This window comes from Bacillus nitratireducens, from assembly GCF_036320425.1.
Classification (GTDB): Bacteria; Bacillota; Bacilli; order Bacillales; family Bacillaceae_G; genus Bacillus_A; species Bacillus_A nitratireducens.
This window is the reverse complement of sequence record NZ_JAUMJO010000007.1, coordinates 1-25,330: the sequence shown is the minus strand read 5'-3', so window position 1 is coordinate 25,330 and position 25,330 is coordinate 1. Positions and strand designations below refer to the sequence as shown.

The window sequence follows — 25,330 nt, the reverse complement described above, 5'->3', positions numbered from 1 at the left end:
AAATAAAAAAACACCCCTTTCAGTGAGCAAAACCGAAAGGAGTGTTCTCTTGTCTAACCATAGATTTTCTTTCAAATTGTATTATACAGGAAATTCTCAAAATGAATACTAAAAAATATGACGAATAAGTCAATTTTTCTCGCTGTTTTGTTTCTATTTACATGTTTATCCCACTATTAATAGGGTTTAACTAATTCCAAAGAACAAATAGTAATATTTGGTAACCCTTTCTTAATTGAAATTAACTAGCTTCTATTATCGAGAGTTTCTCAAAAAGAAAAGATCTTCACAGTCTGTGAAGATCTTTTCTACTATTTCTTATAAAGTTTCAGAAGTAGTTTTTGCTTGCATGTGAAGTGCTAAGTAATCAGGGCCACCAGCTTTAGAGTCTGTACCAGACATGTTAAAGCCACCGAATGGTTGGTAACCTACGATTGCACCAGTACATCCACGGTTGAAGTATAAGTTACCAACGTGGAAGTCTTCACGTGCTTTTTCAATATGGTCACGGTTGTTAGTAACAACTGCTCCTGTTAAACCGTATTCTGTATTGTTTGCAATTGCAAGTGCATGATCAAAGTCTTTTGCTTTACAGAATGCTACTACTGGTCCGAAGATTTCTTCTTTCATTAAGCGAGCATCTTCTGCAACGTCAGCAACGATTGTTGGTTGGATGAACCAGCCTTTAGAGTCGTCTCCTTCGCCACCTGATACGATTTTACCTTCTTCTTTACCAATTGCAACATAGCTCATTACTTTATCGAATGCAGCTTGGTCATTAACAGGTCCCATGTTGATATCTTTCGCCTCTGGGTTACCTACTGTTAATTCTTTTGTTAATTCAACAGCACGATTTAATACGTGATCGTATACATCTTCGTGGATTACTGCACGAGAACATGCAGAACATTTTTGTCCTGAGAATCCGAATGCTGATGCAACGATAGATTTAGCTGCTAATTCAAGATCTGCTTCTTTATCAACAACGATTGTATCTTTACCGCCCATTTCAGCGATAACACGTTTTAACCAAATTTGGCCTGGGTTTACTTTCGCTGCACGCTCATAAATACGGATACCTACATCACGAGATCCAGTGAAGCTAACGAAACGTGTACGAGGGTGATCTACTAAGTAGTCACCAACTTCAGAACCATTACCTGGAACGAAGTTTACTACGCCAGCTGGTAAACCAGCTTCTTCTAATACTTCCATAAATTTCGCTGCTACTACAGGAGTTGTACTAGCTGGTTTTAGTAATACTGTGTTACCAGAAACTAAAGCAGCTGTTGTCATACCTGCCATAATTGCGAATGGGAAGTTCCAAGGAGAAATGATAACACCTACTCCTAATGGAATGTAAGAGAAACGATTATATTCAATTGGACGGCTTTCTACTGGAATACCGTCTTTTAATTTTAACATTTGACGAGCATAATATTCCATAAAGTCGATTGCTTCTGCTGTATCAGCATCTGCCTCATTCCATGGTTTACCTGCTTCTTTTACAAGAATAGCAGAGAACTCATGTTTTCTACGACGAACGATTGCTGCAGCACGGAATAAAATGTCTGCACGCATTTCTGGTTTTGACTTTCTCCAAGTTTGGAATGTTGCATCCGCTACTTGCATTGCTTTTTCAGCTAATTCACGGCTTGCTTTTGAAACGCGACCAACAAGTTCCTCTTTATTTGCAGGGTTTACAGAAACAATTTTGTCTTCTGTAGTGATTTTTTCTCCCCCGATAATTAATGGATAGTCTTGTCCAAGATAAGATTCTACTTTCTTTAAACCCTCTTCAAACGCTAATTTGTTAGCCTCTACTGAAAAATCTGTAAATGGCTCATGTTTGTATGCTACTACCATTTTTTTAGCCTCCCCTTAGAAAAACGTTTACATTTTACAACATTATTCTACACGATAATTTAGATTTATTCAAATATTCCTAGACTTATATTTTAAAAATTAATAAATTTTTAAAATATAATAAAAAAAAAGAGATTCATACATACGTATGAATCTACAAAATATGAGTATATTCCAAAACATTTTTCCCTATCAATAAAATAGTAACTAACAAAAATAAAGTCCTTACATATCCAACACCTTTTTGAACCGCAAACTTCGATCCAAAATAAGCACCTAAAATCATTGATAACCCCATAATAATACCGTATTCAAAATGAATCACATCTAAAAATAAAAAAGTAATTAAAGATACGATATTACTAACGAAATTCAAAAGTTTTCCAGATGCTGCCGCTTGAATAAAATCCAAACCAATTAATAAAAATGCAAAAATTAAAAAGGATCCTGTCCCCGGTCCAAAAAATCCATCATAAAACCCGATCATTAAAATAACAAAGAAAAACATTAATGTTTTTCCTTTTGTCATCTTTTTATAGGTAGATGCACTTCCCCAATCTTTTTTCGCAATAATATAAATGGCAATAAAAACCAACATCACAAGTACTAGTGGACGCAAAATATCAGGCGGAATAAACTTTACTACTAAAGCACCTGCAACTGCTCCAATAATAGTTAACGGGATTAACTTTCCTACAATTCGAAAATCAACCTTACCTGATCGAATAAAATAAATTGTACTCGTAAGCGTCCCCATCGTTGCAGCTAATTTATTTGTTGCGATTGCCGAAGCTGGTGATAAACCGACAAACATAAGTGCAGGAAGCGAAATTAACCCTCCTCCTCCAACAACCGAATCAATAAAAGCAGCTAAAAACCCGAATGCAATTAATAAAATAATGACTTGAAAGCTTAGTTCTTCCATGATCTTACCCCTTACCCCTTTATTTGTAACATTTAAAATTATAACAAAATTTTTCAAGAAAAAAAGCTGTTCCTTTATAGAAACAGCTTTCATCTTTAATCTAAAATTTTCACAAGTGGTTCATCTTGCTTCGCTTCACGTATAATAATTGCTTCTGGACGTTCCACTGATTTAATTGTCACTTGTACTCTCATATAATTTGGGAAGTATTCCATAACAAGTCCCGCTACATATTGTGTAAAGCCAATCACTTCAGCTTCCCCATTGAATTGAACAGGAATATCGAGCTTCATTTCTTTTAATTCATCATCTCTATACATTCCAGTACCGATAACAGCTGTATAATCGCCTTGGAAATACTCACTTAATTTCGCTTTAAAGTTTGACACCCTTGCAAGATCTTCACGTTTATTATCCGATTTTGCTTGTTCAGACGGGAACAAATAGTATTTCTCATTAATCGGCTTCCAATCCTCAACCGTTTCACTACCTTTTTCTACCTTAGCATAAGAAACAAAATTCCCTGGCACAAGTGAAGACTTTGGACCTTGACGATAAATTGCAAATGTAACCGGAACATCTTTTATTCCAGGGCTTTTTTGCTGCATGACTTTCAAGATTTCTTGTGCCATTTTTTTCCCTTCAGCTAACATTTTTTCTTGCTCGATTTTAGCCTCACGCGGATAACCATGCTCTTCCTCGTAATAATGAACCGAATTCATCGCTAATCCAACTACAACACCATCAGGCTCAGTACTTTTATCACCATTTTGTAAGTAATAGTCATGTTCCAAAATATTTGAGATATACATTGGATTTTTTGTATTTTTTACTTCTAGTGACTCCGAACCTTCACTTAAGGCTGGATTCAGTCCGATATTTGGAAATTTAACTGCATCTTTTTTCAACTTATCCTCTAGCTCTTTTTGTTCAGCATCTGTACGCTTTCTTTTTACAAGCATTTGTATATCTTGAGCCTCTAGAAACTTTCCGCCTTTAAAGAAATAATCTTTCGTGCTAAATGATTCTTTCGCAATGCGCATTAGTCCCGTTTCAAATTCATCTATATCTAGACGATTGTTCAAACTTTGTCCAACTAAACCACGTGCACGACCTGGATCAAATGGAAATGTTGTCTTATAATATTCATCCGAAATGGAATATTTTGAGATAACAGCTTGCTCTTTCGCTTTCCCTGATTTCTCAACTGTTTTTTCATCTTTGTTAGAACCCATGCTACACCCACTTACAAGTAGGCTAAGACTTAATACCGCTAACGCTATTTTTTTCATCGTAAGTTTGCACCTCTTACTTATTCAGCTCTTGTAAGAACCTCTCTTCATTCCAAACTTCAACATTGTGCTTCTCTGCTTGTGCTAACTTCGAACCAGCAGCTTCACCAGCAACAAGTAAATCCGTACTTTTACTAACACTTCCTGTTACTTTTCCACCTAATGCCTCAATTTTCTTCTTCGCTTCACTGCGGCCCATAACTTCTAATTTCCCTGTTAAGACGACAGTTTTTCCTGCGAAGTACGATTCAACATTTTGTAAATCAGCAATTTTTATACCTTTGTATGCCATGTTCACGCCATACTCTTTAAATTGTTGTAATAGCTCTAATACGTCTTCATTATCGAAATACGTTACAACGGATTGAGCCATTTTTTCACCAATCTCATTAATTGTTTTTAGTTCTTCTTCCGTCGCTTTCACAAGCTCATCCATCGTTTCGAAATGCTCAGCAAATGTGCGTGCCGCTTTCGCACCGACATGACGAATACCCAGACCAAATAATAACCGCTCTAATGAGTTTTCCTTAGAATTCTCAATTGCTTGGACTAAATTTGTTGCTGATTTTTCACCGAAACGTTCTAGCTGTAGTAACTGCTCTTTCGTCAATGAATATAAATCAGCAAACGTACGAATATAATCCGCATCAAAAAGTTGTGTAATTACACGTTCTCCAAGTCCATCAATATTCATTGCATTTCTTGAAACGAAATGAATTAACCCTTCACGAATTTGAGCTGGACAAGCCGGATTTATACATCGAAGTGCTACTTCTTCTTCTAAACGAACAAGTTCACTCTCACACGCTGGACAATGCGTTGGCATATGATATTCTTCTTCCTCACCAGTACGCTTATCAAAAATAACGTTCACAACTTCAGGAATGATATCTCCAGCTTTTTTCACAACAACGTAGTCACCGATTCGAATATCTTTTTCACGAATTAAATCTTCGTTATGTAAAGAAGCACGACGAACAACAGTTCCAGCTACTCGCACTGGCTCTAGCTCTGCAGTTGGTGTTACAACCCCTGTGCGGCCGACACTTAATTCAATCCCTGTTAATCTCGTAACAACTTCTTCAGCCGGGAATTTATAAGCAATCGCCCATCTTGGACTCTTTGCTGTAGTTCCTAAGCTTTCTTGAAGAGCAACATCGTCTACTTTTATAACGATTCCATCAATCTCATAATCAAGATGCGGGCGTTTTTCTTGCCATTCTTCTACATAGGCTATTACATCTTCGATTGTTTCACATGTGCGACGATTTGGATTCGTCTTAAATCCAAGCTCACCTAAGAAATCCAGTGATTCACTATGGGATGGAATTGTTTTTTCTTCTACATTAGCAAGACCATACACAAACATAGATAAATTACGCTTTGCTGCAATTTTTGGATCAAGTTGACGTATCGATCCTGCTGCCGCATTACGTGGATTTGCAAATACATCTTCACCATTTTGTTCTTTCTCTTCATTCAACTTAACGAATGAACGCTTCGGCATATAGGCCTCGCCTCGTGCTTCTAACGTTACTTCTTCATTTAAACGCAGCGGGATAGCTTTAATCGTTTTTAAGTTTTGGGTAATATCTTCACCCGTTATACCATCACCACGTGTTGCTCCTTGAATGAAGCGTCCTTTTTCATAATGAAGTGAAACAGCAAGTCCGTCAATTTTTAATTCGCATATATATCTTACATTCGCATCATCAATTCCTTGATGTACTCTTCGATCAAAATCACGCAAATCTCCTTCATTAAACGCGTTTCCTAAACTTAACATTGGTGATTTATGCGTTACCTTTTCAAATATATCAAGAATAGTCCCCCCAACGCGAATGGAGGGAGAGTCTTCACTCATAAACTCTGGGTTCTCTGCTTCTAATTTTATAAGCTCCTGCATATTACGGTCATACTCCGCATCAGAAACAGAAGGATTGTCTAATACGTGATATTGATAATTAAATGTATTTAACAAATCACGTAGTTCTTCTATACGTTTTTTTGCTATCTCTTTTGACATATCCTCATTCCTTTCCTATTGTTTCGTCACAGGTGCAAATTTTGCTAATAAACGTTTAACACCAATTGGGCTTGGGAACGCAATATCTAATTCTTTTGCATCACCTTCACCTTTTACACTTACAACTGTACCGACTCCCCATTTTTGGTGGGAAGCTTTATCACCTACCGCCCAGCCAATTTGTTCGCCGCCCGTTGTCTTAGCTGCAGGACGTACGAAAGCTGAACGAGAACGTGTTGTAGTTGTACTTGTTGTTGTACTTTTCGTTCTTCCTTTTGCCCCAAACGAAGTTTCACGCTTCGGCGCTGTTTCATTTAATGATTCCACTAGTTCTGCCGGGATTTCTGTAATAAATCGAGATGATGCGTTCATACTTGTTCTACCAAATAAAGTACGCATTTGTGCATTGGATAAATATAATTCTTCTTCTGCACGAGTAATACCTACATAAGCAAGACGACGTTCTTCTTGCATTTCATCTTCTTCCATAAGAGAACGAGTATGCGGGAATATCCCTTCCTCTAAACCAACAATAAAGACAACTGGGAACTCTAATCCTTTTGCTGAGTGCATCGTCATTAAAATAACTTCTTCACCAGCAGTTGGATCTTCATCTACACGATCAATATCAGCAACAAGCGCTAAGTCTGTTAAGAATGCAACAAGGCTCTTATCTTCGCTTTGAGATTCAAAGGTTTGCGTAACAGATAAAAACTCATCTAAGTTCTCTAGACGACCTTCTGCTTCTAAAGTACGCTCATTTTTCAGCATGTCGCGATAGCCTGTCTTTTCAATAACTTCTTCAACCAATTCTGTAACAGATAAATACTCTTGCATATTTACCCAGTTGTGTAATAAACCTGCGAATTCTTTTACTGCCTTTGTAATTTTCGCACTTACTCCAACATGTTCAATCTCATCGAACACAGCAGTTAATGAAATTCCATTTTGTACACCGTAATTAATAATTTTATCGATAGAAGTCGCACCAATTCCACGCTTCGGCATGTTAATAATACGTGCGAAACTAATCTCATCATCTGGATTCCCAATTAAACGTAAGTACGCCAAAATGTCTTTAATCTCTTTACGATCGTAGAACTTCGTACCGCCGACAATTTTGTAAGGAATATTAGATTTCAGGAAAATTTCCTCGACCATACGAGACTGGGCATTTGTACGATATAATACTGCAAAATCAGTATATTTTCGTTTCCCCATTTGAATATCGTCACGAATTTTTTTCGCAACAAAATATGCTTCGTCTTTTTCCGTTGCAGCACGGTAATACGAGATTTTGCTTCCAACTTGATTATCTGTCCATAATTTCTTCGGTTTACGATTCGTATTTTTTTCGATAACAGCATTCGCTGCATTTAAAATATTTTGTGACGAACGATAGTTTTGTTCTAACAGAATAACTTGCGCATTCTCATAGTCTTTTTCGAATGACAAAATGTTAGAAATGTCAGCCCCACGCCAGCGATAAATAGACTGATCTGAGTCACCTACAACGCATAAATTTTTAAAACGTGTTGCTAAATGTTTAACAAGAAGGTACTGCGCTTTGTTCGTATCTTGATACTCATCCACGTGAATGTATTGGAACTTACGCTGATAAAACTCTAGTACTTCTGGAACACGTTCAAATAGCTGAATCGTTGTCATAATTAAATCATCAAAGTCTAATGAATTATTTTTCAAAAGACGTTTTTGATATTCTGTATATACATCGCTCGTTAATTTTTCATACGGATCAGCGATTGTAATTTTTTTCGCATATTTATCTGCAGATAACAATTCATTTTTCGCATTACTAATACCAGCTAAAATAGAGCGCGGCTCAAATTTTTTCGGATCAATATTGCGCTCTTTCATAATTTTCTTGACTACAGTCAACTGATCGCCTGAATCTAAGATTGTAAAGTTACGATTAATACCAATACGATCGATATCACGTCGTAAAATACGTACACACATAGAGTGGAACGTAGAAATCCAAATATCTTCTGCTTCTGGCCCGACAAGTGTATCAATACGCTCGCGCATTTCACGAGCTGCTTTATTTGTAAAGGTAATAGCTAGTACATTCCATGGTGCTACACCTTTTTCACCAAGTAAATACGCAATACGATGTGTTAACACACGTGTTTTACCACTACCTGCACCTGCCATTAATAGAAGTGGTCCATTCGTTGTTTGTACTGCTTTTTGTTGCTCTGGATTTAAACCATTTAATAACCTATCTGTCGTACTCATATACGCCTGCACCTACTCTCCTTTTACTGCTTTAACTGTTTTTAATGCGGATTTTATATCATCATAAATAATATTTCCAACAACTATTGTATCAGCATACTGCGCCATTTCTTTCGCTTGCTCTGCATTAGAAATACCGCCGCCATAATATAGCTTAGCTTGTTTCAATTCTGCTTTTACATTTTTAACAAGTTCCACATCTCCATACGTACCGCTGTATTCTAAATAAAATATCGGTAAACGTAATAACTTGTCTGCTAAACGCGCGTATGCAATCACATCATCTTCTGTTAAATCACATTTCGCATCTGTAAGCTGGGCTACTTTCGCTTCAGGGTTTAAAACACAATACCCTTCCATGAAAATTTCGTCCCAGTCCATAATATCCCCAAATTCTTTCAATGCCTCATGATGAACACCTGTTACCCATTCTACTTTTCGGCTATTTAAAACGCTTGGGATATAATAAAAATCAAATCCTGGTGTAATTGCCTCCACATCAGAAACCTCTAACACACAAGGAACTGCATATCTGCGGATGCTAACTAGCATGTGTAATACATTATCAATTGTTATACCATCACTTCCGCCTACAATAACAGCATCCGTTCCAGACTCACAAATCATTTCTAAATGTTCATCGCTTAGCTCCTTATTTGGATCTAGCTTAAATACATGTTTCCATTTGGAAATATCGTACATGAAAACACCCTTTCTTTTTTTCTAATCATATCTATATCCCTGCTCAAAAAAGCAGTTAGTTTTTATTAGGATTTTTGAAGTTCTTCTACTACAGCTGTTCACAAAGGCGAGTCAAGTTTCGCGCTCCCTTTTATGCATTCTTTCATTATAACAAAAAAAGCTACTTACACACACGCCCATTCCAACATCTTTTTCAACGTTAAATGTTGGATTACATATCAAAAAACTTATACGGAATACTAACAAATGAAATAGTATTTCTATTTCGAAGTTCATCAAAAAGGAGTGTTTTTCTAATGAAGCAAAACATCGGTACAATTAGTGCTCTAATTCGAATCACACTCGGACTTATCCTCTTCGGTTGTAGTACAGCTAAACTCGTACGTAAACCTAGGTGCACTTGGTCTAAAGTTTTACTATGGATTGGTGCCATGAAAATTGCAGAGGGCATCGTTCGTTTCTGCCCTATCGTTGAAGCATGTAAGTTTGGAAAATATATGAATATGGGCGCATTTAAAATGCCTAGCATGAATTTTACTGAAAAAGGACATGCTAAAGAAGAAGTGAATCAAGCTTCCAGTCATGACAAACCAAAGTCAAATGGAAGTTATGATACTTCTGACAAAGAGATTGAGTCAGCGATTGAAGAATTAATCCTGGCAAAACCGCTTTGAATCATTTGTCACGATGCAAGATGCTCTCAAAGAGACTTAGCTGCTGCAGTGGGCGGTTAAGTCTTCTTTATTTTACCACAAAACAGAACGTACATTCTTATTCTCACCCCTAAAACATACATAAAAAACATCAAGCGATAAAATTCAGAAAATTAGGTGTAAACCCCTTGCATAGAATGATATAAAAGTGATATCATTTTTATATCAGGAGGCGATCATATGAAAGAAAAACAAGTATTTTATGTTAATGGATTTCTCGGCGTTATTGGAATTTTATTTTTAGCCGCTATCGGTGTATTTTGCCTTGTACAAGAAATGTTTGTAATAGCTATTTTAGTTCTCATATTAGCATCTGTTTTAGCTACAGGTATCGGTATCGTTCAACCGAATCAAGCGAAAGTTATTACGTTCTTCGGTAATTATTTAGGAACAATTCGTCAAAACGGTTTATTTTTAACAATTCCGTTTGCATTCCGTCAAACTGTATCTTTACGTGTTGAAAACTTTAACAGTAAGAAATTAAAAGTAAATGATGTTGAGGGAAATCCAATTGAAATTGCAGCTGTTATCGTATATAAAGTTGTTGATTCTGCAAAAGCAATGTTTGGTGTTGAACATTACGATCGATTCGTAGAAATTCAAAGCGAAACAGCAATCCGCCACGTTGCAACAAAATATCCTTATGATAATTTCCAAGATGAAACTTGTATCACGTTACGAGGAAACACTGAAGAAATCTCTGAAGAATTAAAGCGTGAGCTAGAAGCACGCCTTGAAATTGCTGGTGTAGAAGTATTAGAAACTCGTTTAACACATTTAGCTTACGCAACAGAAATTGCCCATGCAATGCTCCAACGTCAACAAGCAAAAGCAGTATTAGCTGCTAGAAAAGAGATTGTTGAAGGTGCTGTGAAGATGGCGAAAGATTCAATCCATATGTTAGATGAAGAAGGCGTACTGGAACTCGATGACGAGCGTAAAGCAAATATGGTGAACAATTTATTAGTTGCCATCGTTTCAGATAAAGGTGCGCAACCAGTTATTAATACAGGAAGCCTATATTAAAAGGTTGTAAATAATTATGGCTAAAAAGAAAAGCTTTCCATTACGTATTGATCCTGAATTACACGCAGTCATCGAAAAATGGGCAAATGATGAGTTTCGTAGCGTCAATGCACACATCGAGTATTTGCTTCGAGAAATGGCAAAGCAAAAAGGAAAATTGAAAAAAGATAAAGATGAATAAAAAATCCCGCTGAGAAATCAGCGGGATTTTTATATTAGCTTCTCGTCATCTCATGCCCAATTGCACGATATCCTATATCACTTCGATAAAATAGACCATCACTCTCAATTTTACCGATTTCTTTATATACTTTGTCTTTCGCTTCTTGTAAACTATTCGCCTTACAAGCAACAAATAGTACACGGCCACCGTTTGTTACAAAATCACCATGCTTCATCGCTGTGCCTGAATGGAAAACAATTGCATCTTGCAATGCATCTAATCCTTTAATAATGTCACCTTTTTTATACGCTTCTGGATATCCTTTCGAAGCAAGTACAACACCAATTACTGCTTCCTCTGACCATTGTAATGTTAGCTCACTTTCATCTAATACAGCGTTACATACATCAACTAAATCGTTTTCTAAGCGAGGTAATACAACTTCTGTTTCAGGATCGCCAAAGCGTGCATTAAATTCAATTACCTTTGGACCATCATTTGTTAAAATAAGACCTGCGTATAAAATACCTGTAAACGAACGGTTTTCTGCAATCATCGCCTTGGCAGTTGGGTGTAATACTGTTTGAATCGCTTCTTGAACTGCTGATTCTGAAATTTGTGGTACTGGAGAATATGCACCCATTCCACCTGTATTTGGACCTTTATCCCCATCAAAAGCGCGTTTATGATCTTGAGCAATTACCATCGGATGTACGGTTGTTCCATTTACAAATGCCATTAATGAAAATTCTTGTCCATCTAGAAACTCTTCAATAACGACCTTCTTGCTCGCTTCGCCGAACTTGACATCTTGTAGCATTTCTTTCGCAGCTTGTAATGCCTCTTCAAGTGTCATTGCTACTGTTACACCTTTACCAGCAGCTAAACCATCTGCCTTAATTACAATCGGTGCACCAACTTTTTGAATGTACTGTACTGCTTCTTCATAATCTGTAAAAGTTTCATATGCCGCAGTTGGAATATCGTACTTTTTCATCAATTCTTTCGTAAAAGCCTTACTACCTTCAATAACAGCAGCCGCTTTATTAGGGCCAAATACACGAAGTCCCTCTTCCTTAAAACGATCCACGATTCCGTTCATAAGCGGAATTTCGGGTCCAACGAAAGTTAATTCAACATTCTTCTCTTTTGCAAATAAGACTAATGCATCGAAATCATTCTCATCAATATCAACTGGTGTTGCGACATCTCGCATACCTTCATTACCTGGCGCTACATATACTTTTTCTACCTTTTCAGATTGCGCAAATTTCCAAGCTAAAGCATGCTCACGCCCACCACGGCCAATTACTAAAACATTCATATTTCATCCCCCAATAATTAAATAAGTACAAACTAGAAGCTATGCTCCTAGTTTGTTTTCATATCAATGTAAGTTTAAAAAGGAGGATCGAGAGAACCGAGCAGGTCGAGGCGCATTCGCCAGGAGGACACGGAGTGTAGCTTTCCTACATGAGTACCGCACTGGCAATGCAACGACGACATGCGACAGTTATCTTGACCGGGCTTTTTAAACATCCGTATCAATAGAAGTTTAAAAGGGAGGATCGAGAGAACCGAGCAGGTCGAGGCGCATTTGCCAGGAGGACACGGAGTGTAGCTTTCCTACATGAGTACCGCACTGGCAATGCAACGACGACATGCGACAGTTATCTCGACCGGACCTTTTAAACATCCTCTATTAGTGTTTGAAATGACGTACGCCAGTGAACACCATCGTAATCCCATACTTATCTGCCACTTTAATAGAATCTTCATCACGGATTGATCCGCCTGGTTGAATGATTGCTGTAATACCAGCTTTTGCTGCTTCTTCTACTGTATCTGGCATCGGGAAGAAAGCATCAGATGCAAGTGCGCTACCTTGTGCTTTTTCGCCAGCTTGTGTAATTGCGATTTTTGCAGAGCCTACACGGTTCATCTGTCCCGCACCTACACCAACTGTCATGTTATCATTCGCTAAAACAATTGCATTTGATTTCACATGCTTTACAACTTTCCAAGCTAGTTTTAAATCTTTCCACTCTTGCTCTGATGGTTCACGTTTCGTTGGAATTGAAATTGTACTTTCATCTAATGATAACGTATCTTCCTCTTGAACAAGAAGTCCACCTTGTACAGAAGTTAGCTTTTTACTTGCGCTTGTTGCCTTTTCAATATTTACAGTTAGTAAACGTAAATTTTTCTTACTTTGCAATACTTCTAAAGCTTCTTGTGAGAAAGAAGGTGCGATAACAATTTCTAAGAAAATTTCATGTAACTTTTCAGCTGTAGCTTTATCAATTTCACGATTAGCTGCAATAATACCGCCAAAAATTGATACTGGATCCGCTTCATAAGCACGAGTGTATGCTTCGTGAATATCAGTTCCTACTCCAACGCCACATGGATTCATATGTTTTACCGCTACTACTGCTGGTTCTGTAAATTCTTTTACGATGCTAAGCGCTGCGTCTGCATCGTTAATATTGTTATAAGATAATTCTTTACCGTGTAATTGTTCTGCGTATGCAACAGAAGAAGTTGCAGCGAATGGCGCTTTATAGAATGTTGCTTTTTGATGTGGATTTTCTCCATAGCGTAAATCTTGTTTTTTCTCAAATGTCACCGTTAATGTTTCTGGACTTTCTTCACCCATTTGCTCTGTTAAGTAGTTAGAAATTAACGCATCATATGCCGCTGTATGACGGAATACTTTCGCTGCTAATTTACGTTTCGTTTCTTCTTTGACTTCGCCGTTCTCTTTCAGTTCTGCTAATACAACATCGTAATCTACTGGATCTACAATTACCGATACAAATTTATGATTTTTCGCAGCAGAGCGAATCATTGTTGGGCCACCGATATCAATATTTTCAATTGCATCAGCAAATGTTACATCAGGCTTAGCGATCGTTTCTTTGAATGGGTATAAGTTAACAACAACAAAGTCAATTGGTTGAATGCCTAATTCATTCATTTGCGCTACATGCGTTTCATTATCACGAACCGCTAATAGACCACCATGAATATTTGGGTGTAATGTTTTTACACGTCCATCCATAATTTCCGGGAAACCAGTTACTTCAGAAATACCGATTACTTGTAAGCCATTTTCTTCTAGTAATTTTTTCGTACCACCTGTTGAAATAACTTCAATCCCTTGTTCTAGTAAACCTTTAACAAATTCTACTACTCCTGTTTTATCTGAAACACTTACTAATGCACGCTTTTTCATTTATCCTTCACCCCTGGTTGTATGTTAGTTAACAGTTGTTTCTTTCGCAGACTGAACAATTTGATTCACTGTATTTACGTATAATTTATGTTCAACTTGTTGAATTTTCTTTTGTAAGCTTTCTCTCGTATCCCCTTCAGAAACAACTACCGCTTCTTGCGCAATAATTGGACCTGTATCCATACCTGCATCTACATAATGAATTGTTACTCCAGTTACTTTCACACCTGCTTCTAACGCTTGACCGACAGCATCTTTACCCGGAAAACTCGGTAATAGTGATGGATGAATATTAATAATCTTCCCACCGTACGCTCCTAGTAAAGTCGGCCCAATTAAACGCATATATCCAGCTAAAATAACATAATCAATTTCATACTCTTCTAGCTTCTTTAATATTTCTTTTTCAAATGCTTCTTTTGACTCATATGCTTTCGCTGAAAAGGCGAAACACGGAATATGATGATAATGTGCCCGTCCAACAGCACGTGCTTCTGGTTTATCACATACTAATAAACTAATTTCTGCATCCAATCTTTTTTCTTCCACCGCATTAACGAGAGATTGAAAGTTAGATCCACTTCCAGAAGCAAAAACTGCTAATCTACTCATAGTGCTGTGCCCCCATTGAAAGTAACACCGGTCCCTTGTACAGTACGTCCAATAATACGAGCTGTTTCTCCTTGCTCTTCAAGAAGACGAACAACATCTTTTGCATCTTCTTCCTTCACCGCTACTACCATACCAATACCCATGTTAAAAATATTGAACATTTCTTTCTCTTCTAGTTTCCCAACTTCTTGAAGTAAACTGAAGATCGGCTGAATTTCCCAAGCTCCTAGCTCAATTTCAGCACCAATTCCTTCTGGCAACATACGTGGAATATTTTCAATGAATCCGCCACCTGTAATATGTGCCATACCGTATACTTCATGTTTCTTCAATAGTTCTAAAATAGGTTTGACATAAATTTTCGTTGGTTTTAATAATTCTTCACCAAGAGGTAGCTCTAAGCGTCCATAAATGCGATCTAAAGATAGTTCGCCATCTTCTAGTAACACTTTTCGTACTAAAGAGTAACCATTACTATGAATACCGCTAGATGCTAGGCCAATTAATACTTGACCAGCTTCAATTTTTTCACCTGTTACAATTTTCTTTTTATCAACAATTCCAACTGTAAAACCAGCTAAATCGTATTCTTCCGTAGAATACATCCCTGGCATTTCAGCTGTTTCTCCACCAATTAATGCACAACCAGCTTGGCGACAGCCCTCTGATATACCTTTGACGATGTTTTCAATTTTACTAGGTTCAGCTTTACCACAAGCAATATAATCAAGGAAGAAAAGCGGTTCTGCTCCTTGGACAACAATATCATTTACACACATTGCTACTGCATCAATACCAATTGTGTCATGTTTATCTGCCATAAAAGCGAGCATCAATTTCGTTCCCACGCCATCTGTTCCAGATACTAATACAGGTTCTTCTAATGCAAATTTTGATAGATCAAACATACCTCCAAAACCGCCTAAACCGCCTAGTACTTCTTTTCTCATTGTTGTTTGTACGTGTTTTTTCATGCGAGATACCGCTTCATATCCAGCTTCAATATCTACTCCTGCTTGCTTATATGCATTCGCCATCGTTATTTACACCTCGTCTTTTAATTTCTCCCCATCCAGGGCGGGCCGTTTTAAGAAAGAAGCTAGCTTCTACATCAAAGGAAGTAGAAGCTTTTTTCTTCTTATTTCATACTTTCTAAAAGCTCTTGCTCATAATCATAAAGAGCTGTTGGATAGTCACCATTGAAGTAAGCCATACATAGACCGCCATATTTCCCTTCATATGGACGTCCAATTGCATCTACTAATCCATCTTCACTTAAAAATGTTAGTGAATCTGCACCGATTATTTCACGGATTTCTTCTACTGTATGATTTGCTGCAATTAATTCTTTCCTCGTTTGAATATCAATACCATAGAAGCATGGATATTTAAGAGGTGGTGAAGCAATTCTTACATGAACTTCTGTCGCTCCAGCCTCACGAAGCATACGAACAATTCGTTTACTTGTTGTTCCTCTTACGATAGAATCGTCAATCATAACAACTCGTTTTCCTTCAACTACACCTCTTACTGCTGAAAGTTTCATCTTAACCCCTTGCTCTCGCAGTTCTTGAGAAGGTTGAATAAACGTACGTCCAACGTAACGATTTTTAATTAGTCCTAACTCATATGGAATGCCTGTCGCCTCCGCATAACCAATTGCTGCTGAAATACTAGAGTCTGGTACACCAGTAACAACATCAGCTTCAATAGGTGCTTCCGCCGCTAAACGTTTTCCCATGTTTTTACGTGCTGCATGGACGTTAATACCTGCAATATTAGAATCCGGACGTGCAAAGTAAATGTACTCCATACTACAAATTGCATGATCTACTTCATTTGTAAAACGATCTACGTGAATTCCTTCATCATTGATGATAAGTAATTCACCAGGTTCTACATCACGAATGTATGTTGCACCTACTACATCAAAAGCACATGTTTCTGATGCTACAACGTAAGCATCCCCCATCTTTCCAATTGAAAGAGGACGGAATCCATTCGGATCTAGCGCAACAATCATTTCATTTCCAGTTAGTAAAAGGTATGCGAACGCACCTTTCACTTTATTTAGAGCTTCTTTTACACTTTCAATTAAAGAATCTTTCGTACTACGTTTAATGAGATGTAAAAGTACTTCTGTATCTGAACTAGTTTGAAAAATACTTCCTTCCGCCTCTAATTCACGGCGAAGCATTTTTGCGTTAATTAAATTTCCGTTATGAGCTAACGCCATACTATGATCGGAAAAGCGGAATAATAATGGTTGAACATTAGCAACTTCACTTCCACCAGCCGTCGCATATCGTACGTGTCCAATTGCCGATTTTCCGTTTAATCCTTCTAGCTCACCTCTTGAAAACACTTCTGATATTAAACCTAACCCCTTGTGACCGATGATTTTTTCCCCATTATTTACGACGATGCCTGCGCCTTCTTGACCACGGTGCTGCAAACTATGCAATCCGTAGTACGAAACTTGTGCTGCATTTTCATGCCCCCAAATTCCGAAAACGCCACATTCTTCATTTAACCCCTTTATTTCAGCAAGCATGGGATTGCCCCTTTCCAAGCCTTTCTCATTTCATCTACATTTGCTGTAAGTAATACTTCATTTTCTTCATTATGAATTGTTACTTCATTTGTATTTGTTACTTCTCCAACTTGAATTGCTTCTACCACTTTCTCGAATGCTTCTTTATTTTCACGTTTTACAGTTATAACAAAGCGAGATTGTGATTCAGAGAATAATGCTGCTGTTGCTTCTCCATCTAATTTCACATTAGCACCTAAACCGTTAGCACCAATTGCACTTTCAGAAATTGCAACTGCTAAACCACCTTCAGCAACATCATGTGCGGATTGAACAAGGCCAGCTTGAATTGCTTCTAATACTTGTTTTTGACGTTTTAATTCTACATCTAGATCGATACTTGGTGATTGGCCGAAAATTTTGCCGTGGACCATTTTCTGTAATTCACTTCCACCAAACTCAGCTTTCGTCTCTCCGATTACGTAAACTAAATCGCCAGCTTGCTTAAACTCTTGTGTTGTTACATGTTTTAAATCGTGTACAAGTCCAACCATCCCAACTGTCGGTGTTGGATATACTGCTTCACCACTACGCTCGTTATACATTGATACGTTTCCGCCGATAACTGGCGTTTGTAATGTGCGACAAGCTTCACTCATACCATCTACTGATTTTTCAATTTGCCAGAAGATTTCTGGTTTTTCTGGATTACCGAAGTTTAAGCAATCTGTAATTGCAAGTGGCTCTCCTCCAGAACATACGATATTACGTGCTGCCTCTGCTACTGCAATTTTACCGCCCACTTCTGGATCTAAATAAATGTAGCGAGAGTTACAATCTGTCGTCATTGCTAATCCTTTTTCTGTACCGCGTACACGTACAACTGCTGCATCTGAACCTGGTGTAACAACTGTGCTTGTGCGAACTTGATAATCATATTGATCATAAACCCACTCTTTACTCGCAATCGTCGGTTGTTGTAATAAAGCGAATAACGTTTCTTTATAATTTTCTACTTTTGGTGTTTCCATTTTCATCTGCTGGAACTCAGCAAAGTATGCTGCTTCTTTTGATGGTTTATGATAAATTGGTGCTTCTTCTGCAAGAGCATCTGCTGGTACTTCAGCTACCTTTTCACCTTTATGGAATAAGCGAAGCATTTTGTCTTCCGTTACTTTCCCCATCGTAACTGCTGCAAGACCATACTTCTCAAATAAATCTACTATTTCTTGCTCTCTACCTTTTTTTATAACAATTAACATACGTTCTTGTGATTCAGATAGCATCATTTCATATGGTGTCATTCCTGTTTCGCGCTGTGGTACATCATCTAAGTACATTTCAATACCCATACCTGCTTTACTTGCCATTTCTGCAGAAGATGACGTTAAACCAGCAGCTCCCATATCTTGAATTCCAACAAGTGCATCCGACTGAATAAGTTCTAAGCAAGCTTCAATAAGAAGTTTCTCCATAAATGGATCTCCTACTTGAACTGCCGGACGTTTCGCTTCTGAGCTTTCAGATAGCTCTTCAGATGCGAATGTTGCACCGTGAATACCATCACGACCTGTTGATGCTCCTACGTACATTACTGTATTACCAGCACCGTGCGCTTGCCCTTTTTTAATATCTTCATGGTTAATTAAACCTACGCACATTGCATTTACAAGTGGATTTCCTTCATAACATGGATCAAATTGTACTTCGCCGCCAACAGTAGGAATACCGATGCAGTTACCGTATCCTGCGATTCCTGCTACTACTTCTTCGAATAAATATTTCACACGTGGTGATTGTAATTCACCGAAGCGAAGTGAGTTTAATAGAGCTACTGGACGTGCTCCCATAGAGAATACGTCACGAATAATACCACCAACGCCTGTTGCTGCTCCTTGATATGGTTCAATAGCAGAAGGGTGGTTATGGCTTTCCATTTTAAATACAACCGCTTGATTATCACCGATGTCTACAATTCCAGCACCTTCTCCAGGTCCTTGCAGAACGCGCTCACCCGTCGTTGGGAATTTACGAAGTACTGGCTTCGAATTTTTATAACTACAATGTTCAGACCACATAACAGAGAATAATCCTGTTTCTGTATAATTTGGCAGACGGCCTAAAATCTTTTCAACCATGGCAAACTCTTCGTCTGTTAGCCCCATTTCCGCATATATGCGCTCTTCTTTAATTTGTGTTGGATTTGGTTCAAGCATTAACGACATATGTTTCCCTCCACTGTTTTAAGATAGATTGAAAGACTTTTAACCCTTCAGCACCACCAAGCAATTCATCTACAGCACGCTCTGGGTGTGGCATCATACCAAGTACATTTCCCTTTTCATTTACAATACCAGCAATATCTGAAACGCTACCGTTCGGATTTTCTACATAACGGAATGCGATTTGATTATTCTCTTCTAATTGTTTAAGAGTCGCTTCATCACAATAGTAATTCCCTTCACCATGTGCAATTGGAATATTGATTACTTCATCTTTTTCATATTGTGATGTAAACATCGTTTCATTATTTTCAACGCGTAACTGAACAGTGCGACACATAAATTTTAAGTTTTCGTTTCTCATTAGTGCTCCTGGTAGTAATCCTGATTCAACAAGAATCTGGAATCCATTACACACTCCTAAAATTGGTTTTCCTTGCTCAGCAGCTTTTTGCACTGCTTTCATTGCGTTAGCAAAGCGAGAAATAGCACCACAACGTAAATAGTCACCGTAAGAGAATCCACCAGGTAGTAAAATTGCATCATATTCATCTAAATTCTCTCTATCGTGCCAAACGTAATCTACTTCTTCACCAAGCTCATCTTTAATTGCATGGAACATATCGACATCACAGTTCGAACCTGGGAATACTATGACTGCAAATTTCACTGTGCGACAACCTCCTCAACTTCATAACGGAAGTCTTCCATTACAACGTTTGTTAATAGTTTTTCACACATTTCTTTTACCTTTGCGTCAAGGTCAGATACTGATTTATCAATTGTTAATTCCATATATTTTCCGATTCGAACGTCTTGTACTTCTGTGAACGAAAGACTATGAAGTGCCCCTTTTACTGCTGTTCCTTGTGGATCTAATACGCTTTCTCTTAACGTTACATATACCTTAACTTTATACATGTGAAATTCCCCCTAAACGTTTTAAAATCTCTTCATAAGCTTCTGTTAAATTTCCAAGGTCACGACGGAATACGTCTTTATCAAATTTTTCATTGCTCGTTTCATCCCATAAACGGCAAGTATCTGGTGAAATTTCATCCGCTAAAATGATTTCTCCTTCATCTGTTACACCAAACTCTAATTTAAAATCTACTAATCTTACACGACAGCTTGCGAAATGATCAATCAACACTTGATTGATTTGTAGAGCCATATCTCGTAATACGCTTACTTGCTCTGGTGATGCAACGTTTAATACACGAATATGATCTTCCGTTACAAGCGGATCTCCTAAATCATCATCTTTGAAGTAAAATTCTACGATTGGTTCTGCAAGTACAGTTCCCTCTTCCATTCCTAATCGTTTTGAAAGACTTCCTGCAATTACATTTCTTGTGACAACTTCTAGAGGAATAATACTCACTTTTTTAACAAGTTGCTCTGTTTCAGATAACTTCTCTACAAAATGTGTTTTTATTCCTACTTCTTGTAACTTTCTGAACAATGAAGTTGTAATCTCATTGTTCAAACGACCTTTTCCTGTAATCGTCTCTTTTTTCTCCCCATTGAAAGCAGTCGCACTATCTTTGTACTCTACCCAAACCATATCTGCTGATTCTGTACGATAAATTCTTTTTGCCTTACCTTCATACAGCAATTCTAGCTTTTGCATTTCGCAAGCCCCCTGTAGTTTGAAAAATGTGAATAATGTTTTTATAAAGAATGGCACAGAATGACTCTATTCTGTGCCATATGAAATTTTACGCTTCGTTTAACCCAAGGCGTTCAAAGATTGTATCAACGTGTTGCATATGATGCTCATAGTTGAAGCATTCATTAATTTCTTCTTGTGATAACTTGCTCGTAATACGCTCATCAGCTTCTACAAGCTCTTTAAATTGTACTTGTGTTTCCCAAGCTTCCATCGCTTTAGGCTGTACGATATCATAAGCTTCTTCACGTACCATACCTTTGTCGATTAATGTAAGCATTACGCGCTGAGAATAAATTAAGCCGTATGTTCTTGTCATATTGCGTTTCATATTCTCTGGGTATACAGTTAAGTTTTTAACGATATTACCAAAGCGATTTAACATGTAATTTAACGCGATTGTAGCATCTGGTAAAATTACGCGTTCTGCTGAAGAGTGAGAAATATCGCGCTCATGCCATAATGGAACATTCTCGTAAGCTGTCATCATATAACCGCGGATAACACGAGCTAAACCAGTCATATTTTCAGATCCAATTGGATTACGTTTATGTGGCATTGCAGAAGAACCTTTTTGGCCTTTTGCAAAAGCCTCTTCAACTTCACGTGTTTCACTCTTTTGTAAACCACGAATCTCAACTGCCATCTTTTCAATAGATGTTGCGATTAGTGCAAGTGTTGACATGTAATGAGCATGGCGATCACGTTGCAATGTTTGTGTAGAAATTGGTGCTGCTTCTAATCCTAAGTTTTCACAAACAAATTTCTCTACGAATGGATCAATGTTCGCGTATGTACCAACCGCACCAGATAATTTACCAACGCGAACTGTATCAGCAGCTTGTTTGAAACGCTCTACGTTACGTTTCATTTCTTCATACCAAAGACCAAGTTTTAAACCAAATGTTGTTGGTTCTGCATGAACACCGTGTGTTCTTCCCATCATGATCGTGTATTTATGCTCTTTCGCTTTGTTAGCTAAAATGCTTACAAAGTTTTCTAAGTCTTTTAATATGATTTCATTCGCTTGTTTTAAGATGTAAGATAACGCTGTATCTACTACGTCTGTAGATGTTAAACCGTAATGAACCCATTTACGTTCCTCACCTAATGCTGGTGTTTCTGATACAGCGCGAGTGAATGCAACTACGTCATGACGTGTCTCTTTTTCAATTTCATAAATACGATCAATATCAAATGATGCATGCTCACGAATTTTTTTAACATCTTCTTTTGGAATGTCGCCAAGCTCAGCCCATGCTTCACAAGCTAAAATCTCAACTTCTAACCATGCCTTAAATTTGTTTTCTTCCGTCCAAATTGCACCCATTTCAGGGCGTGTATAACGATTAATCATCTTTTTCCCTCCAACAGTTGTTCTTGATGGTCCCAAATATGCAAACTCTTCGCTTTTTCTAGAGCGACTTCAATATTATCATTTAAAATATTAACATGCCCCATTTTTCGCTGCGCTTTTGCTTCTTCTTTTCCATACAAGTGTAAATAGCACCCGGTTAGTCTATTCACTTGTCCTAGGACCCCTTCTATATGTTCGCCTAAAATGTTTACCATGACAACTGGTTTTAACAAATTTGTTTCTCCAAGAGGTAAATTACAGATTGCTCGAATATGTTGACCAAATTGACTCGTTTCACATGCATCCTGTGTATAGTGTCCTGAATTGTGAGGTCTTGGTGCTAATTCATTAATGTAAATCTCACCGTCAGCTGTAGCAAACATCTCTACCGCTAGTGTTCCCACAAGTTCTAGTTCATCCGCGAGCACTTTTGCATAAGCAATTGCTTTTTGAGAAAGTTCCTCTGTAATGCGAGCTGGAACGATAGATTCATGCAAAATGTTATTTACATGAATATTTTCCGCTACCGGAAATACTTTCGTTTCACCACTTACACTACGAATTACAATAACTGATACTTCTTTTTCAAAAGGCACCCATTTTTCTAAAATGCACTCCGCTGCATTCGCAAGCTTTCGCGCTTTATCAACGTCAGCTTCACTTCTTAAAACAACTTGCCCTTTCCCATCATATCCACCTGTCGTTGTTTTTAAGACGGAAGGATATGATAAATCGGCGATTGCTTCAGTAAGCTGTTCTTGAGTTTGAACCAATCTATACGTTGCTACTGGTAATCCCGCTTTTTCAATTGCATTCTTTTCTGTAAAACGATTTTGCGTTTTACTTAACAACTGACTACCTTGTGGTAAGTAAGCATGTTTTTCCAGCCATTGTAAGCATCTATAATCAATATTCTCAAATTCATATGTGACTACATCACTGATCTCTGCTAAATGCTGAATTGCTTTTAAATCGTCATATGGTGCAACAATTTCAATATCAGCAACTTGTGCACATGGTGAATTCTTTGTAGGATCTAAAACAGCAATTTTATATCCCATCTCCTTAGCTGCCAATGCCATCATTCTTCCTAGCTGGCCGCCTCCAATAATGCCGATTGTTTTTCCAGGTAAAATGATTCTCGTCATACTAGCTCACTACCTTCACGCACAGTTTTCTCAATAGCTTCTCGTCTCAGTTCTAATGCATCATGTATATCATCATGAAATGATCCAAGTATTTGTGCAGCAAGTAATCCAGCATTCGTTGAACCAGCCTTACCAATTGCAACAGTTGCAACTGGAACCCCTCCTGGCATTTGGACGATGGATAATAACGAATCTAGGCCGTTTAACGCCTTTGATTGGACCGGGACACCGATTACAGGAAGATTTGTCTTCGCTGCAACCATTCCTGGTAAATGCGCTGCTCCACCGGCTCCAGCAATAATAACTTTTAATCCACGTTCACGAGCTGTCTCTGCATATTCAAACATATAATCCGGAGTCCTATGAGCGGATACAACTTTTTTCTCATACGGTATATTTAATTCATCTAAAATGTCACAAGCATATTTCATTGTTTCCCAGTCTGACGTGCTTCCCATTATGACTCCAACTAGTGATTTCATATTAGAATCCCCCCGATTCAAATAAAAAAAGCCTGAAATAGAACAGTTTCTCTTTTACTATGAGAGAAAGCGCTCTACTCAGGCATACGTATCCCTTGTGAATAGAAAAATACCGAGTGACTTTCCCTCATAGTCTAACGAATAACGGTCGTTAGGTAGAGACTTGCAGGCCATATCCCCGCGATTATATGAGGTCTTATATATTATTGTTTCTATGGCTATATTAACAATATTTCATAAACAATGTCAACAAATAATCGAATGTTTTTTTATTAGCAATTGATAACGTTCGTGTTTTAGTTATATTCAAAAGAAGAATTGCAACTATATGCAAGAAGAAAAGGGAATTAGAATATATATTTCTAGAGATCTATTTTATGTATAATTTACTTCAGTATGTTTCAACCAAAGTATATACACTCTTGTATTCTATACATCAATAGAACTTATATTATAACCATTTAATTTCTAAGGAGGAATTAACCGTGAAAAAATAACTAACTGTGCTATTATCCTATTTATGTTTCTCTATCGCGATAATTGCTGTAATGATTGAATACTTATTTATATCATCTCATTTTTTCTACTCTCATTATTTTAGATATATACTTATGATAGAAATAATACTTCCTATCTTAGGTATTATTTTAGGAGCATTCGGAAAATCAGGAGCACAAAAAATCATTGCCATTATTTTAAACAGCCTCTATTTCATTCTTTTTTCTTCTTTAGCTTCATTCAATTTATGGATTTTAACATTTGGTAAATAAAAATAAACACAAAAAAACCTAAGTCGAAACGACTTAGGTTTTTGCTTGGCGACGTCCTACTCTCACAGGGACAAGGTCCCAACTACCATCGGCGCTAGAGAGCTTAACTTCCGTGTTCGGTATGGGAACGGGTGTGACCTCTCTGCCATCATCACCAAACTATGAAGGCATATTCCTTCAAAACTAGATAACATTGCTACATATTATATGGTTAAGTCCTCGATCTATTAGTATTCGTCAGCTCCACATGTCACCATGCTTCCACCTCGAACCTATCAACCTGATCATCTTTCAGGGATCTTACTAGCTTACGCTATGGGAAAT

The 25,330-nt window shown here is 37.6% G+C and carries 22 protein-coding genes, 2 rRNA genes and 1 riboswitch; of the genes, 4 read left to right on the top strand and 20 right to left on the bottom strand.

The window, feature by feature from the left end:
• Window positions 1-318: 318 nt before the first annotated feature.
• The 6 genes from pruA to pcrB form a co-directional block, all read right to left on the bottom strand.
• Window positions 319-1,866, bottom strand: a complete 1,548-nt coding sequence (gene pruA / locus Q3V31_RS23490) for an L-glutamate gamma-semialdehyde dehydrogenase (protein WP_000259543.1) — start codon at window positions 1,864-1,866, stop codon at window positions 319-321.
• Window positions 1,867-2,020: 154 nt separating this feature from the next.
• A complete protein-coding gene (locus Q3V31_RS23485; RefSeq protein ID WP_016128243.1) occupies window positions 2,021-2,791 on the bottom strand; it encodes a TSUP family transporter in 771 nt (256 codons plus the stop codon).
• A gap of 95 nt (window positions 2,792-2,886) precedes the next feature.
• Window positions 2,887-4,083, bottom strand: coding sequence for a CamS family sex pheromone protein (locus Q3V31_RS23480; protein WP_000717054.1), 1,197 nt, complete (start codon window positions 4,081-4,083; stop codon window positions 2,887-2,889).
• 16 nt (window positions 4,084-4,099) lie between these two features.
• Window positions 4,100-6,109 carry an NAD-dependent DNA ligase LigA gene (ligA, locus tag Q3V31_RS23475; RefSeq protein WP_000031424.1) on the bottom strand — a complete coding sequence of 670 codons (2,010 nt, stop codon included), beginning with the start codon at window positions 6,107-6,109 and terminating at the stop codon, window positions 4,100-4,102.
• 15 nt (window positions 6,110-6,124) lie between these two features.
• A complete protein-coding gene (pcrA, locus tag Q3V31_RS23470; RefSeq protein WP_002074258.1) occupies window positions 6,125-8,368 on the bottom strand; it encodes a DNA helicase PcrA in 2,244 nt (747 codons plus the stop codon).
• Window positions 8,369-8,380: 12 nt separating this feature from the next.
• Complete coding sequence (gene pcrB, locus Q3V31_RS23465; RefSeq protein ID WP_090814069.1) at window positions 8,381-9,070, bottom strand: heptaprenylglyceryl phosphate synthase; 690 nt, start codon at window positions 9,068-9,070, stop codon at window positions 8,381-8,383.
• A 296-nt stretch (window positions 9,071-9,366) separates the two neighbouring features.
• Between pcrB and Q3V31_RS23460 the strand changes: the two genes are divergently transcribed.
• The 3 genes from Q3V31_RS23460 to Q3V31_RS23450 all read left to right on the top strand — a co-directional run bounded on the left by Q3V31_RS23460 (window position 9,367) and on the right by Q3V31_RS23450 (window position 10,990).
• Window positions 9,367-9,744 (top strand): YgaP family membrane protein, encoded by a 378-nt coding sequence (locus Q3V31_RS23460; protein WP_000812358.1) that lies wholly within the window; start codon window positions 9,367-9,369, stop codon window positions 9,742-9,744.
• 219 nt (window positions 9,745-9,963) lie between these two features.
• Entirely contained in the window at window positions 9,964-10,809 is an 846-nt protein-coding gene (locus Q3V31_RS23455) for an SPFH domain-containing protein (protein ID WP_000660690.1), read from the top strand.
• A gap of 16 nt (window positions 10,810-10,825) precedes the next feature.
• The gene (locus Q3V31_RS23450) at window positions 10,826-10,990 is read left to right on the top strand and encodes a type II toxin-antitoxin system antitoxin (protein ID WP_001085172.1); all 165 of its coding nucleotides are present in this window, start codon (window positions 10,826-10,828) and stop codon (window positions 10,988-10,990) included.
• A 34-nt stretch (window positions 10,991-11,024) separates the two neighbouring features.
• Here the strand turns inward: Q3V31_RS23450 and purD are convergent, their stop codons facing one another.
• The 12 genes from purD to purE form a co-directional block, all read right to left on the bottom strand.
• Complete coding sequence (purD, locus tag Q3V31_RS23445; protein ID WP_090814068.1) at window positions 11,025-12,296, bottom strand: phosphoribosylamine--glycine ligase; 1,272 nt, start codon at window positions 12,294-12,296, stop codon at window positions 11,025-11,027.
• Between the two features lie 378 nt (window positions 12,297-12,674).
• Window positions 12,675-14,210 carry a bifunctional phosphoribosylaminoimidazolecarboxamide formyltransferase/IMP cyclohydrolase gene (purH, locus tag Q3V31_RS23440; RefSeq protein ID WP_000745415.1) on the bottom strand — a complete coding sequence of 512 codons (1,536 nt, stop codon included), beginning with the start codon at window positions 14,208-14,210 and terminating at the stop codon, window positions 12,675-12,677.
• A 24-nt stretch (window positions 14,211-14,234) separates the two neighbouring features.
• Complete coding sequence (gene purN / locus Q3V31_RS23435) at window positions 14,235-14,822, bottom strand: phosphoribosylglycinamide formyltransferase (protein WP_000088583.1); 588 nt, start codon at window positions 14,820-14,822, stop codon at window positions 14,235-14,237.
• On the bottom strand, window positions 14,819-15,859 hold the full coding sequence (purM, locus tag Q3V31_RS23430) for a phosphoribosylformylglycinamidine cyclo-ligase (protein ID WP_001262446.1): 1,041 nt from the start codon (window positions 15,857-15,859) through the stop codon (window positions 14,819-14,821). Before purM ends, purN begins: the two co-directional genes overlap by 4 nt.
• A 101-nt stretch (window positions 15,860-15,960) precedes the next feature.
• Window positions 15,961-17,376, bottom strand: a complete 1,416-nt coding sequence (gene purF / locus Q3V31_RS23425; protein WP_000879017.1) for an amidophosphoribosyltransferase — start codon at window positions 17,374-17,376, stop codon at window positions 15,961-15,963.
• Window positions 17,361-19,580 carry a phosphoribosylformylglycinamidine synthase II gene (gene purL / locus Q3V31_RS23420; RefSeq protein ID WP_000055548.1) on the bottom strand — a complete coding sequence of 740 codons (2,220 nt, stop codon included), beginning with the start codon at window positions 19,578-19,580 and terminating at the stop codon, window positions 17,361-17,363. Before purL ends, purF begins: the two co-directional genes overlap by 16 nt.
• Window positions 19,564-20,247, bottom strand: a complete 684-nt coding sequence (purQ, locus tag Q3V31_RS23415; protein WP_000666771.1) for a phosphoribosylformylglycinamidine synthase subunit PurQ — start codon at window positions 20,245-20,247, stop codon at window positions 19,564-19,566. Before purQ ends, purL begins: the two co-directional genes overlap by 17 nt.
• Window positions 20,244-20,498 carry a phosphoribosylformylglycinamidine synthase subunit PurS gene (gene purS / locus Q3V31_RS23410; protein ID WP_000278821.1) on the bottom strand — a complete coding sequence of 85 codons (255 nt, stop codon included), beginning with the start codon at window positions 20,496-20,498 and terminating at the stop codon, window positions 20,244-20,246. Before purS ends, purQ begins: the two co-directional genes overlap by 4 nt.
• The gene (purC, locus tag Q3V31_RS23405) at window positions 20,491-21,210 is read right to left on the bottom strand and encodes a phosphoribosylaminoimidazolesuccinocarboxamide synthase (protein ID WP_329767357.1); all 720 of its coding nucleotides are present in this window, start codon (window positions 21,208-21,210) and stop codon (window positions 20,491-20,493) included. Before purC ends, purS begins: the two co-directional genes overlap by 8 nt.
• Window positions 21,211-21,298: 88 nt before the next feature.
• Window positions 21,299-22,606 carry an adenylosuccinate lyase gene (purB, locus tag Q3V31_RS23400; protein ID WP_000610751.1) on the bottom strand — a complete coding sequence of 436 codons (1,308 nt, stop codon included), beginning with the start codon at window positions 22,604-22,606 and terminating at the stop codon, window positions 21,299-21,301.
• The gene (gene purK / locus Q3V31_RS23395; protein ID WP_071747186.1) at window positions 22,603-23,754 is read right to left on the bottom strand and encodes a 5-(carboxyamino)imidazole ribonucleotide synthase; all 1,152 of its coding nucleotides are present in this window, start codon (window positions 23,752-23,754) and stop codon (window positions 22,603-22,605) included. Before purK ends, purB begins: the two co-directional genes overlap by 4 nt.
• Window positions 23,751-24,236 carry a 5-(carboxyamino)imidazole ribonucleotide mutase gene (gene purE, locus Q3V31_RS23390; protein WP_002010008.1) on the bottom strand — a complete coding sequence of 162 codons (486 nt, stop codon included), beginning with the start codon at window positions 24,234-24,236 and terminating at the stop codon, window positions 23,751-23,753. Before purE ends, purK begins: the two co-directional genes overlap by 4 nt.
• A 110-nt stretch (window positions 24,237-24,346) precedes the next feature.
• A riboswitch (purine riboswitch) is annotated at window positions 24,347-24,448 on the bottom strand.
• 336 nt (window positions 24,449-24,784) lie between these two features.
• Here purE and Q3V31_RS23385 point away from each other — a divergent pair.
• Entirely contained in the window at window positions 24,785-25,006 is a 222-nt protein-coding gene (locus Q3V31_RS23385) for a hypothetical protein (protein ID WP_090814110.1), read from the top strand.
• Between the two features lie 43 nt (window positions 25,007-25,049).
• Here the strand turns inward: Q3V31_RS23385 and rrf are convergent.
• Both rrf and Q3V31_RS23375 read right to left on the bottom strand, forming a co-directional pair.
• Window positions 25,050-25,165: ribosomal RNA gene (gene rrf / locus Q3V31_RS23380) — 5S ribosomal RNA — on the bottom strand.
• Between the two features lie 48 nt (window positions 25,166-25,213).
• Window positions 25,214-25,330, bottom strand: a 23S ribosomal RNA gene (locus tag Q3V31_RS23375); the annotation flags it as partial.

Excerpts from the sequence above, each read along its gene's own strand:
- pruA (WP_000259543.1), bottom strand. The coding sequence starts at position 1,866 with ATGGTAGTAGCATACAAACATGAGCCATTTACAGATTTTTCAGTAGAG.
- Q3V31_RS23485 (WP_016128243.1), bottom strand. The coding sequence starts at position 2,791 with ATGGAAGAACTAAGCTTTCAAGTCATTATTTTATTAATTGCATTCGGG.
- Q3V31_RS23480 (WP_000717054.1), bottom strand. The coding sequence starts at position 4,083 with ATGAAAAAAATAGCGTTAGCGGTATTAAGTCTTAGCCTACTTGTAAGT.
- ligA (WP_000031424.1), bottom strand. The coding sequence starts at position 6,109 with ATGTCAAAAGAGATAGCAAAAAAACGTATAGAAGAACTACGTGATTTG.
- pcrA (WP_002074258.1), bottom strand. The coding sequence starts at position 8,368 with ATGAGTACGACAGATAGGTTATTAAATGGTTTAAATCCAGAGCAACAA.
- pcrB (WP_090814069.1), bottom strand. The coding sequence starts at position 9,070 with ATGTACGATATTTCCAAATGGAAACATGTATTTAAGCTAGATCCAAAT.
- Q3V31_RS23460 (WP_000812358.1), top strand. The coding sequence starts at position 9,367 with ATGAAGCAAAACATCGGTACAATTAGTGCTCTAATTCGAATCACACTC.
- Q3V31_RS23455 (WP_000660690.1), top strand. The coding sequence starts at position 9,964 with ATGAAAGAAAAACAAGTATTTTATGTTAATGGATTTCTCGGCGTTATT.
- Q3V31_RS23450 (WP_001085172.1), top strand. The coding sequence starts at position 10,826 with ATGGCTAAAAAGAAAAGCTTTCCATTACGTATTGATCCTGAATTACAC.
- purD (WP_090814068.1), bottom strand. The coding sequence starts at position 12,296 with ATGAATGTTTTAGTAATTGGCCGTGGTGGGCGTGAGCATGCTTTAGCT.
- purH (WP_000745415.1), bottom strand. The coding sequence starts at position 14,210 with ATGAAAAAGCGTGCATTAGTAAGTGTTTCAGATAAAACAGGAGTAGTA.
- purN (WP_000088583.1), bottom strand. The coding sequence starts at position 14,822 with ATGAGTAGATTAGCAGTTTTTGCTTCTGGAAGTGGATCTAACTTTCAA.
- purM (WP_001262446.1), bottom strand. The coding sequence starts at position 15,859 with ATGGCGAATGCATATAAGCAAGCAGGAGTAGATATTGAAGCTGGATAT.
- purF (WP_000879017.1), bottom strand. The coding sequence starts at position 17,376 with ATGCTTGCTGAAATAAAGGGGTTAAATGAAGAATGTGGCGTTTTCGGA.
- purL (WP_000055548.1), bottom strand. The coding sequence starts at position 19,580 with ATGTCGTTAATGCTTGAACCAAATCCAACACAAATTAAAGAAGAGCGC.
- purS (WP_000278821.1), bottom strand. The coding sequence starts at position 20,498 with ATGTATAAAGTTAAGGTATATGTAACGTTAAGAGAAAGCGTATTAGAT.
- purC (WP_329767357.1), bottom strand. The coding sequence starts at position 21,210 with ATGCAAAAGCTAGAATTGCTGTATGAAGGTAAGGCAAAAAGAATTTAT.
- purB (WP_000610751.1), bottom strand. The coding sequence starts at position 22,606 with ATGATTAATCGTTATACACGCCCTGAAATGGGTGCAATTTGGACGGAA.
- purK (WP_071747186.1), bottom strand. The coding sequence starts at position 23,754 with ATGACGAGAATCATTTTACCTGGAAAAACAATCGGCATTATTGGAGGC.
- purE (WP_002010008.1), bottom strand. The coding sequence starts at position 24,236 with ATGAAATCACTAGTTGGAGTCATAATGGGAAGCACGTCAGACTGGGAA.
- Q3V31_RS23385 (WP_090814110.1), top strand. The coding sequence starts at position 24,785 with ATGATTGAATACTTATTTATATCATCTCATTTTTTCTACTCTCATTAT.